This window comes from Streptomyces sp. NPDC055103, assembly GCF_053607625.1.
Genome location: NZ_JBSGTX010000039.1, coordinates 69,786 through 79,863 on the forward strand (window position 1 = coordinate 69,786; position 10,078 = coordinate 79,863).

General features: G+C 73.6%; 12 protein-coding genes. 5 read left to right on the forward strand and 7 right to left on the reverse strand.

Features of this window, described 5'->3' with window-relative positions; genetic code table 11:
- Nucleotides 1-71: 71 nt before the first annotated feature.
- The 3 genes from ACWFR1_RS23980 to ACWFR1_RS23990 all read right to left on the reverse strand — a co-directional run bounded on the left by ACWFR1_RS23980 (nt 72) and on the right by ACWFR1_RS23990 (nt 2,615).
- Nucleotides 72-575: an NUDIX domain-containing protein gene (locus tag ACWFR1_RS23980; RefSeq protein ID WP_453554326.1), complete on the reverse strand. Its 504-nt coding sequence runs from the start codon at nt 573-575 to the stop codon at nt 72-74.
- 121 nt (nt 576-696) lie between these two features.
- On the reverse strand, nt 697-1,383 hold the full coding sequence (locus tag ACWFR1_RS23985; protein ID WP_453554328.1) for a response regulator: 687 nt from the start codon (nt 1,381-1,383) through the stop codon (nt 697-699).
- Complete coding sequence (locus ACWFR1_RS23990; protein ID WP_453554330.1) at nt 1,380-2,615, reverse strand: sensor histidine kinase; 1,236 nt, start codon at nt 2,613-2,615, stop codon at nt 1,380-1,382. The genes ACWFR1_RS23985 and ACWFR1_RS23990 overlap by 4 nt, the downstream gene beginning before the upstream one ends.
- Nucleotides 2,616-2,749: 134 nt before the next feature.
- Between ACWFR1_RS23990 and ACWFR1_RS23995 the strand changes: the two genes are divergently transcribed.
- Both ACWFR1_RS23995 and ACWFR1_RS24000 read left to right on the forward strand, forming a co-directional pair.
- Nucleotides 2,750-3,658, forward strand: coding sequence for an ABC transporter ATP-binding protein (locus tag ACWFR1_RS23995; RefSeq protein WP_453554332.1), 909 nt, complete (start codon nt 2,750-2,752; stop codon nt 3,656-3,658).
- Entirely contained in the window at nt 3,655-4,494 is an 840-nt protein-coding gene (locus tag ACWFR1_RS24000) for an ABC transporter permease (protein WP_453554334.1), read from the forward strand. Before ACWFR1_RS23995 ends, ACWFR1_RS24000 begins: the two co-directional genes overlap by 4 nt.
- A gap of 16 nt (nt 4,495-4,510) precedes the next feature.
- Here the strand turns inward: ACWFR1_RS24000 and ACWFR1_RS24005 are convergent, their stop codons facing one another.
- Nucleotides 4,511-5,380 (reverse strand): YhjD/YihY/BrkB family envelope integrity protein, encoded by an 870-nt coding sequence (locus ACWFR1_RS24005; protein ID WP_453554336.1) that lies wholly within the window; start codon nt 5,378-5,380, stop codon nt 4,511-4,513.
- Between the two features lie 85 nt (nt 5,381-5,465).
- Nucleotides 5,466-5,939 carry a winged helix-turn-helix transcriptional regulator gene (locus ACWFR1_RS24010; protein WP_453554338.1) on the reverse strand — a complete coding sequence of 158 codons (474 nt, stop codon included), beginning with the start codon at nt 5,937-5,939 and terminating at the stop codon, nt 5,466-5,468.
- 103 nt (nt 5,940-6,042) lie between these two features.
- On the opposite strand from ACWFR1_RS24010, the gene ACWFR1_RS24015 reads away from it, so the two are divergent.
- The gene (locus tag ACWFR1_RS24015; protein ID WP_453554340.1) at nt 6,043-6,531 is read left to right on the forward strand and encodes a PaaI family thioesterase; all 489 of its coding nucleotides are present in this window, start codon (nt 6,043-6,045) and stop codon (nt 6,529-6,531) included.
- Nucleotides 6,532-6,543: 12 nt separating this feature from the next.
- On the opposite strand, the gene ACWFR1_RS24020 is transcribed toward ACWFR1_RS24015, so the two are convergent.
- Both ACWFR1_RS24020 and ACWFR1_RS24025 read right to left on the reverse strand, forming a co-directional pair.
- Nucleotides 6,544-6,909 (reverse strand): luciferase domain-containing protein, encoded by a 366-nt coding sequence (locus ACWFR1_RS24020; protein ID WP_453554342.1) that lies wholly within the window; start codon nt 6,907-6,909, stop codon nt 6,544-6,546.
- A gap of 135 nt (nt 6,910-7,044) precedes the next feature.
- Nucleotides 7,045-7,971 carry a PP2C family protein-serine/threonine phosphatase gene (locus tag ACWFR1_RS24025; RefSeq protein WP_453554344.1) on the reverse strand — a complete coding sequence of 309 codons (927 nt, stop codon included), beginning with the start codon at nt 7,969-7,971 and terminating at the stop codon, nt 7,045-7,047.
- Between ACWFR1_RS24025 and ACWFR1_RS24030 the strand changes: the two genes are divergently transcribed.
- Both ACWFR1_RS24030 and ACWFR1_RS24035 read left to right on the forward strand, forming a co-directional pair.
- The gene (locus ACWFR1_RS24030) at nt 7,970-8,824 is read left to right on the forward strand and encodes an AAA family ATPase (protein ID WP_453554346.1); all 855 of its coding nucleotides are present in this window, start codon (nt 7,970-7,972) and stop codon (nt 8,822-8,824) included. The two genes, ACWFR1_RS24025 and ACWFR1_RS24030, sit on opposite strands and share 2 nt — an antisense overlap.
- Before the next feature lie 314 nt (nt 8,825-9,138).
- Nucleotides 9,139-9,723, forward strand: coding sequence for a nucleosidase (locus ACWFR1_RS24035; RefSeq protein ID WP_453554348.1), 585 nt, complete (start codon nt 9,139-9,141; stop codon nt 9,721-9,723).
- Nucleotides 9,724-10,078 lie beyond the last annotated feature (355 nt).

The following is a 10,078-nucleotide window of genomic DNA, read 5'->3' on the forward strand; positions in this document are numbered from 1 at the left end:
CACGTCACGGCGGACGGGCCGCACGGCGTGGGGCCGCCCGGACGGACGGCCCCACCCGGTGCCCGGCCTGTTCAGTCCGCGGCGGCGCCGGTCTCCACGTACACGGTCGATCCCGTCCTGCGCGCCTGGTCGATCTCGGCGAGGCGGGTGAACTCGACGGGCTTCATCTCGCGCTCCCACTCCTCAAGGCTGCGCACGCTGTACTCGCTGTGCTCGTCCGGGTCGAGGACGACGGCGGCGATCTGCTCGTCCGTCAGCTCGCCGCCGTCGAAGATGAAGCCGATGTGGTTGGCCGGCCACTCCTCGCCCCGGTCGCCCAGGAAGTGGGTGCCGAGGAGGCGGGGCTCCCCGGTGAAGACGAGACCGGTCTCCTCGTGGCACTCGCGCACGGCCGTCTCCCAGGGGGTCTCCCCCGGGTCCATGTTCCCGCCCGGCCACTGCCACAGCTCGGTGCGGTAGGTGGCGCGGAGCTGGAACGGGCGGCCGCCCGTGTCGGTGAAGTACAGGCAGGCGTACGCCGTCGCTCTCGGCAGGGTCGCGACGTACTCGACGGGCGGCAGCCAGATGTTCGCCATGGGCGGCTCTCTTTCGACGGGCCGATGGGACTCCCCCATCCAAGCGGCCCGGAGGCCGCCGCCCCACCCGTGGCGGGGAGATCACCGGAACGTGTGATCACCGCCCACGACGGCGGCCGGGTCAGGCCACGGAGACCAGACCCGCCTCGTACGCGATGATGACCAGCTGCACGCGGTCGCGGGCGGCGAGTTTGGCGAGCAGACGCGTGACGTACGTCTTCGCGGTGGCGATGCTGATGTGCAGCTCGGCGGCGATCTCGGTGTTCGAGAGGCCGCGGCCGACGAGCGTGAGCACTTCGCGTTCGCGATCGGTGATGCCGTCCGTGCCGCGGCGGGGCGTGGCGGACGACCGGTGCGGGCGGTCGGCGAACTCCTTGATGAGACGCCGGGTGACGCCGGGCGCGATGAGGGCGTCGCCGGAGGCCACGACCCGGACGGCGGCGAGGATCTCGTCCAGGGCCATGTCCTTGACGAGGAAGCCGGAAGCCCCCGCGTGGAGCGCCCCGTACACGTGGTCGTCGTCGTCGAAGGTCGTGAGGACGACGACCCGGGCGCCGGTGGGGCCCGAGGTGACGAGGCGGGTCGCCTCGATGCCGTCGGTTCCGGGCATCCGCAGGTCCATCACGACGACGTCGGCGCCGGTCTCCTCGACGAGGCGGACGGCCTCGGCGCCGTTCGCGGCCTCGCCGACCACGACGAGGTCGGAGGTGTCCGCCATGACCATCCGGAGCGCGGTACGCACGAGGGGCTGGTCGTCGGCGAGAAGCACACGGACGACGCCGGGCTGCTCGGCGGTGGGCTCGGTCATGGGGTGGTGGCTCCTGTGGGCAGGGGAAGACGGGCGGTGACGCGGAAGCCGCCGTCGGGGCGGGGGCCGGCGGTGAACTCCCCGTGCAGCAGAGCGACGCGCTCGCGCATGCCCGCGAGGCCGAAGCCGGAGCCTCCGCCGGGGCGTGCGCGCTCCCTGCCGGGAGCCGGGCCGCGGTCCTCGACCGTGACGGCGACGGCCTCGGGGTCCCGGTGGTCGACGGTCACCGTGCAGGCGTCAGCGCCGGAGTGGCGCACGACGTTGGTGACGGACTCCTGGACGAGACGGAAGGCGGAGAGGTCGATCTCCGGAGGCAGGGGTCGCGGCGCGCCGACCCTGTGGACGGCGACGCGGACTCCGGCGGTGCCGGTGACCTCGGCGAGCCGTTCGAGCGCGGAGAGGCCGGGCATCTCGGGGAGGCCGCTGCCGTCGGGGTCGGGCGCGGCGGTCTCGCCCGCCGTACGCAGCGCGCCGAGCATGCGGCGCAGGCCCGCCAGGGTCTCGCGGCTCGCCGTCTCGATCTCCGCGAGGGCCTGCCGGGCCCCCTCGGGCTGTGTGTCGATGACACGGCGTGCCGCGCCCGCCTGGAGGGCGACGATGCCGATGCTGTGGGCGACCGTGTCGTGCATCTCGCGGGCGATGCGGAGGCGCTCGGCGGTGACGGCCTGTTCGGCGGCTTGGTCGCGGCTCCGTTCGGCGTACTCCCTGGCCTGCCCTTCCGAGCGGCCGAGGAGCCAGGCGACGAGAGCGGTCAGGGCCACCGCCAGCCCGCTCGTGGTGCCGGCGCTCCAGCCGGCGAGCAGCCGGACCGCCAGGTACACGACGAGCAGGCCGAGGGCGAGGAGGAGTGCCCGCCAGGCCTCGCGGCGGGGCCGGGCGGCGGCGATGGCGTAGAGGGCGACGTCGACCGCGAGGTACTGGGCGAACGGGATGGCGGTGACGCCGAGGGGGGTGGAGGCGATGACCGGGGCGACGAGGAGGTAGTTGAGGGCGGCGGTCGGACGCCGGGCGAGGAGGGAGCCGCCGCGCAGGGTGAGGAGAGTGCCGACGGTCAGCATGAGGAGGCCGTCCCAGCGCAGGATGACGAAGCCGGGCAGGACGTCCGGCCCCTCCTGGCCTGGCACGCGGATCCGGAGGAGGGCGGTGAAGACCATGCCCGCGCCCCAGGCGACGGCGGCCCACCCGCCGGGCGTGACCCTCTTGAAGAACGGTGCTGACGGGGTGGCGGACATGCGGTGATCGTAAAGGCCCGCCCCCGGCCGGGGCATCGGACCGGGGGTGTACGACCACGGGTGACAGCACCGGCCGTCCATTGTCCCTGCTGGTCCGATGCCCGGGGAGGGTCCCGGACGGCACCGTGGTGGACATGATCGAAGTCAGGGAACTCACCAAACGCTACGGCTCCACGACGGCCGTCGACGCGCTCACCTTCACGGTCCGGCCGGGACTCGTGACCGGATTCCTCGGGCCCAACGGGTCGGGGAAGAGCACGACTCTGCGCATGGTCCTGGGGTTGCACACGCCGACGAGCGGCTCGGTGACCATCGACGGGCGGCCCTTCACGGACCGGCCGCGTGGGCTCCGGCACGTCGGCGCGCTGCTCGACGCCGGGGACGTGCACGGCGGGCGGACCGCCCGGGCGCATCTGGCGGTCCTCGCGCGGAGCAACCGCGTTCCGCTCTCCCGGGTCGGCGAGGTCCTGGAGGAGGTCGGGCTGGCGGAGGCCGCGCGGCGCCGGATCGGCGGGTACTCGCTCGGGATGCGGCAGCGGCTCGGGATCGCGGGCGCGCTGCTCGGCGATCCGCCGGTGCTGCTGTTCGACGAGCCGCTCAACGGGCTCGACCCGGAGGGCATGAAGTGGGTGCGCGGGCTGTTCCGGCGGCTCGCGGCGGAGGGCCGCACGGTCTTCGTCTCCAGCCATCTGATGACCGAGATGGAGCACACGGCGGACGAACTCGTCGTCATCGGCCGGGGCGAGCTGATCGCCGCGCAGAGCCTGTCGGCGTTCGCGGCGCGCGGGGCCCGGCTGAGCGTCACCGTCGGGACGCCCGACCGGGCGCGCCTGACGACGCTGCTGCTCGCGGAGGGCGCGGAGGTCCGGGACGAGGCCGGGCTGCTGTCGGTGACGGGGCTCCCGGCCACGCGGATCGGGGAGCTCGCGCTGGACCACCGGGTGGTGTTGGGTCAGCTGACCACCCGTACCGCCTCCTTGGAGGAGGCCTTCATGGAACTGACCGCCGACAGTGTCGAATACCTCGCGGGAGACGCCCGATGACTGTGCTCGATCTTCGTGTGGCCGCCGTGGTGGAGCCTCGTGCCCGTTTCCGTGACCTGGTGGCGTCGGAGTGGCTGAAGCTGTGGTCCCTGCGGTCGACGGGCTGGTCGCTGCTCCTGAGCGCGCTGGCCGTGGTCGCCTTCAACGCCGGAACCGCCTGGGACCACTACCGCTACTGGTTCCAGTACGACGCGGAGAGCCAGGCCGCCTTCCTGCGGCACGACATGGCGCTGTGGGACGCGTTCACGGGGAACGCGCAGATGGTGCTGATCCTCTGCACCGCCGCCATAGGGGCGGTGGCGGTGGTCGGTGAGTGCGGCAGCGGGATGATGCGGACGACGTTCGCGGCGGTGCCGGCGCGGAGCTCGGTGATGTCGGCGAAGGTGCTGGTCGTCGCCGCCGTGCAGACCCTCTTCGGGGCGGTGGTCGCGGTCGGTTCGTTCTGGTCGACGCAGGCGATCCTGGACGTACGGGGCGCCGGACTGCCCCTCACCCATCCGGGGGCGCTGCGGATCGTCGTCGCGTCCGCGCTGCTCGCGCCGGTCTGCGCGCTGGTCGGGATGGCGCTCGGCGCGCTGCTGCGGCAGAGCGCGATCTCGATCGTCGGTTCGGTGGTGCTGCTCCTGCTGCTGCCGTCGGTGCTCTCCGACCGGCGCCACCTCACGGCGGTGCTGGCCCACGCGACGCCGCTGCACGCGTGGCGGCGGCAGGTGCCGGCGGGGTTCGGCGAGGTCCTGTACCCGTGGACGACCGGCGCCGCCTGGCTGGTGTACGCGCTGTGGGCCCTGGGCGCGGCCGTGGTGACGGTGCTCGCGGTGCGCCGCAGGGACCAGTAGCGGCGCACCGGCGCGGTCACGCGCGGCCGGTGAGGTCGCGGCGGAGGCGGCGGCGGACGAGGTGCTCGTGGACGAGGCGCCCGGCGAGGGCGCCTCCGTACACGACGAAGCCGACGCCGACGAGCCAGGACTGGAGGACGAGGACGGTGCCGAACTGGCCGTACGTGACCGCGTTGGAGGCGATCAGCGGGGAGAAGACCAGCTGGGAGAAGATCCGCAGTCCGAGCAGTCCGAGCGCGGTGAGGGCGGCGCCGGGCACGAGGGCACGCCAGCGGATGCGGCCGCAGAGGAGGAACCGCTGCGACCACCAGAAGAAGAGGAAGGTGCCGACGAGGTCGGCGACGGCGACGGCGACGGTGGTCGAGGCCGGGGACTCCTCGGGGGCGGGCGTGGCGACGAAGAGGAGGAGGGCCGCGACGAGGACGGCGAGCCAGACGACGTGCCGCCACATGGTGTGCCAGCGGGCGGTGGGGAGATCCCAGGCCCGCTCGTACCCGGTCTGGACGGCAGATCCGAAGGTGACGCCGAACGCGGCCAGGGCGGCGAGGCCGAAGGCGGTGGTGCGCTGGAGGGCCTGCCCCGGCTGGCCGAAGAGCCGCTCGACCTCCTCCTCCGAGACCTCGGAGACGCCGAGCCCCTGCACGAGCCAGCGGGCGAAGCCCTGGCCGCTGGCGAGGTCGGCCGCCGCGACGACGATGAGGAGCGGGACGAGGGTCAGCAGGCTGAGCGCCGCGAAGCCCATGGCGCGGTGCATGAGCTCCATGGCGCGGCCGCGGTTCCAGGCGAGACCGACCGATGAGGCGAGGAGCCGGGTGTGGAGGCGGTGGAACCAGTGACCGTGCTCGGTGGGGGAACCGTCGTCCGGCGGGCCGGGAGTGGGGGGCATGGTTCGTGGGGTACCCGCCCGCGGGCCGGGACACCACCGATGTGCGGCCGAACGGGTGCCTCGGGCCCGGGGCGGACGCGGTGCTTCAGTGGGTGAGGGGGCGGGCACCGGGACCGGGGCGGACGGTGACGTCCCGGACGGCGAGGGTGGCGTGTTCCTCGCCCTCGCACTGGACGACCACGCGCACGGGCGCTCCGCAGTCGGTGTGCCGGATGTCGAGCACGGGGCCCTCGGGATCTCCCGCGTACGCGTCCCCCCACTGCTTCAGGGCGAGGAGTACGGGCCAGAGGTCGACGCCCTTGGGGGTGAGCCGGTACTCGTACCGGGTGCGGGCGCCGGGCTCGCGGTAGGGCTCGGCGCGCAGGACGCCGGCCGCGACGAGCTTGCGGAGGCGGTCGGCGAGGACGGCCTCGGAGAGGCCGAGGTGGCGCCGGAACTCGTCGTAGCGGCGGACTCCGTTGAAGGCGTCCCGCAGGATGAGCAGGCTCCACTTCTCGCCGACGAGATCCAGGGTGCGGCGGACAGAGCAGTTCTCGGTGTCCGTCTCCAGCCACTTCATCGTCACACTGTAGCCACCTGGCTTCGTCGTTGACAGTCAGCTGACGCGACAGCTAGCTTCGCTGTACAGAGTCAGCGGGTCCTAGCGGAGCGGAGTGGTGACGATGCGGTCACGGACGGTCGAGTGGCAGGACGCGGGGGCCACCGCCCGGGCCGCGGGGACAATGGCGGGACTCGACTTCCTGCGCGAGATGGTGGCCGGGCGGCTGCCCGGGCCCCCGATCGCCGCGCTGCTCGGTTTCGGCCTTGAAGAGGTCGAGGACGGCCGGGCCGTGTTCACCTTCGAGCCGGGCGAGGAGCACTACAACCCGATCGGGAGCGTGCACGGCGGGGTGTACGCGACCCTGCTCGACTCGGCCGCCGGCTGCGCGGTGCACTCCACGCTCCCCCAGGGCACGGCGTACACCTCGCTCGACCTCTCGACCCGCTTCCTGCGGCCCATCACGATGGAGACGGGCAAGGTACGGGCGATCGGGACCGTGCTGTCGCGGGGGCGCAGGACCGCGCTGGCGGAAGCGGGCCTGTACGACGCGGAGGACCGTCTCCTCGCGCACGCGACCAGCACCTGCATGCTGTTCCCGATGCCCGCGTAGGAGTAGGGGGGCTCAGCGGGTGCCGGGGACCGGGAGGGTGCGGGTGCAGCCGTCCGGGGCGACGTCCGGAACGCCGTTGGCCTGGAGGGCCGCGCTCACGAGCGTGGCGAGCAGGTCGATGTCCGAGCCCATGTCCAGACGGACCGTCACCCACCCGGATCCGGCGCGCAGGCGGACCGCGCTCGACCCGAGAAGGGCCGGGCGCAGCTTCGCGACCATGGCCCTGGTGAGGTGGACGTCGGCCTCGTGCTCCCCGTGGAAGTGCACGATCTCCTGTGTCGCGGTGCCCAGTCCGAGCTCGGCACCGCAGTGGGTGCGGCCGGGGGTCAGCGAGGGCCAGCTCATCAGACGTTCACTGGCATGCCTGGCCGTGTTCATACCGAGGAGCGTGCCGGGCCACGGGTCCGGGCACAAGCGTCCTGCCGAAAGAATCCCGCGCGGGCGTGAAACAGGTCACGTACTCGCCGAGGTGACCGTGTGTCACGGGTCCGGTGGGCCGTGAGTGGCGCGGGGTCACTCCGTCTGGCGGGCGCGGACGCGGGCCGCGAGAACGGCCACGTCGTCCTCGGCCCGGTGGGCGCCGAGCCGGCGGAGCACCTCGTGGACGACCTGGTGGGGGCCCGGGCCGGGCGGCAGCCGGAGCGAGGCGAGGCGGTCCAGCGAGACGTCGATGTCCTCGCCCCGGCGCTCGACGAGGCCATCGGTGAAGAGCAGCAGCGTCTCGGCGGGCGTGAGCGGGCGCGTGGTGGGTTCGTAGCCGCCGACGCCGGTGCCCAGCGGCGGGCCGACCGGGACGTCGACCAGCTCGGCCGAGCCGTCCGCGGCGAACACGGCGGGCGGCAGGTGGCCCGCGCTGGCGAAGGTCGCGGTGCCGCGCGCCGGGTCGACCCGGACGAGCAGGCAGGTGGCGGGGCGGCGGGCGTCGTCCTCGGCGACCACGGAGTCGAGGTGGCGCAGGACCCGGTGCGGCGGCAGGTCCGTGGCGGCGACCTCGCGGAGCACCGTGCGGTAGGCGTTCATGTCGACGGCGGCGTCCAGGCCGTGCCCCATCACGTCGCCGACGACGAGAAGCGTGCGGCCGAAGTGGAGCCGTACCGTCTCGAACCAGTCACCGCCGACGAGGGTGCGGGCCCCGGCGGGGAGGTAACCGCCCGCGATCTCCAGGTTGGGGTGCGGCCGGCCCGGCTCGGCGACGAGGGCGCGCTGGAGGTGCAGCGCGGTGTCCTCGGTGACGGCGAGGCGGCGCGCGTGACCGATGTGCCGCGCGGCGAGCCGGGCGGCGTGGTGGAAGGTGGCGGCCTCGTGGGCGGTGAAGGCGACGCCGTCGATCCGGGTGGCGGTGACCGAGCCGAGCGGCTTCTCGTCGTCGCCGACGGCGAGAGCGGCGGTGAGGGTGTGCACGGGGCCGGGACCCACCGCTTCGTACAGCGCCGGGGACATGCGCGCCGCACACCATGTCGTCGAGCGGCTCGCGACGACCGGCTACCTCGCGTCGCAGGCCGTCGCCACGACCGTCTTCCTCGCCGACCGACTCGGCAAGCCCCTCCTCGTCGAGGGGCCCGCCGGCGTCGGCAAGACGGAGCTGGCCAAGGCCGTCACCGAGGTGACGGGCGCCCGGCTCGTCAGGCTCCAGTGCTACGAGGGCGTCGACGAGTCCCGCGCGCTGTACGAGTGGAACCACGCCAAGCAGCTGCTGCGGATCACGGCCGGCCGCGGCGAGTCCTGGGACGAGACGCGGGCGGACATCTTCTCCGAGGAGTTCCTGCTCCCCCGGCCGCTGCTCACCGCGATCCGGTCCGAGGAGCCGACCGTCCTCCTGATCGACGAGACCGACAAGGCCGACGTCGAGGTGGAGGGCCTGCTCCTGGAGGTGCTCAGCGAGTTCCAGGTGACCGTCCCCGAGCTCGGCACGATCGCGGCGACCCGGCGGCCCTTCGTCGTCCTCACGTCGAACGCGAGCCGCGAGCTGTCCGAGGTGCTCCGGCGGCGCTGCCACTTCCTGCACATCGGCTTCCCCGAGGAGGAGCTGGAGCGCCGGATCGTCACCCGTAAGGTGCCCGGGCTCGACGCCGCGCTCGCCGCCTCCGTCGTCCGGGTCGTGGGGGCGCTGCGCGCCATGGACCTGCGCAAGGTCCCGTCGGTGTCCGAGACGATCGACTGGGCACGGACCCTGCTGGCGCTCGGCGCGGACCGGCTGGACGAGCGGGTCGTACGGGACAGCCTCGGGGTCCTCCTCAAGCACCAGGAGGACATCGTGAAGGCGGCGGCCAAGCTCGACCTGGACGCGGTGTGAGCCCGGCGGGCCCGGCCGGGACACCTGCGGAACCGGCCGGGACGACTGGGGAGCAGACCGGGACGGCCGCGGAACCGGCTGGGACGGCTGGGGAACCGGCTGGGACGGCTGGGGAACCGGCTGCCAGGGCCGCTGAACCTGACTCCGAGGCCCCGGCCTACGCCGAGCTCGTGGACATGCACCCGTGCCGCAACGCACGCCGGCTCGGAGCCCTGATCGGCCGCCTGCTGCCGGTCTGACCAGCGGGGCACGCCCTCAGGGGGTCGTGCGGGGTCGGTTTTGCGGCGGCGTGGTCGCCGATTAGCGTGACCTCCATGGAACTCTTGGGAGAGATCGTCGCCGGCCGTCCCCTGTACGTCGTCGCCGTGAAGGAGGAGGCGCAGTTCCTCGACACGGATCTGCCGGTGCTGCTCACCGGCATGGGCAAGGTGAACGCGGCGACCGCCCTGGCGACCGTACTCGGCCGGGGCCCGCTGCCGTCCGGGATCGTGAACCTCGGGACCGCCGGGGCACTGCGCCCGGGCTTCATCGGGACGCATGTCGTCGGCACCATCCTCCAGCACGACTTGGACGGCGCGTTCCTCGCGACGCTGACGGGTGAGACGTACGGCGAGCCGCTGACCCTGCCCGACGGCGGTGACGTGGTCCTGGCCACCGGGGACGCGTTCATCGCGGACGAGGCGTCCCGCGCCCGGCTCGCGGAGCGGGCGGCCCTCGTCGACATGGAGGGATACGCGCTGGCCTCGGCCGCGCGGCTCGCCGGGGTCCCGCTGCGGATGGTGAAGCACGTGAGCGACGAGGCGGGGGACGGCGCCGCCCGTACCTGGCGCGAGTCGGTCGCCGAGTGCGCGCGGGCGCTGGCCGACTGGGCGGCGGCGAACACCCCGTACCACTCCTGACACCGCCGGAGCGACCGCCCGGGTGGCCGCGACCGGTTCCGGCAGGGACGCGACCGCGGCCGGGGCGGCGCGTCCGCCCGGGGTGCGCGTTCGGTCAGATCCGTGGCCGGCGCGGGGGCACGGCACCGGCCCCGCCCCTTCTTCACCCGCCCCTCCCAACTCCCCTCCCCCTGTGGGCTGCTGAGGCTCCCACCTGCTGGGACGCCCTTGACAGCGCTGAAGCCCGCCTGCCTATGGTGCGACGTTCCTCCCGGACAGCCGGGGGGGTGCCCCTATCTCTTTGGTCAAGGTCGTGGGTCAGGATTGCGGCATGACGACCTGGTTCCGGACCTACTACGAGGACGAAGATCTGTGG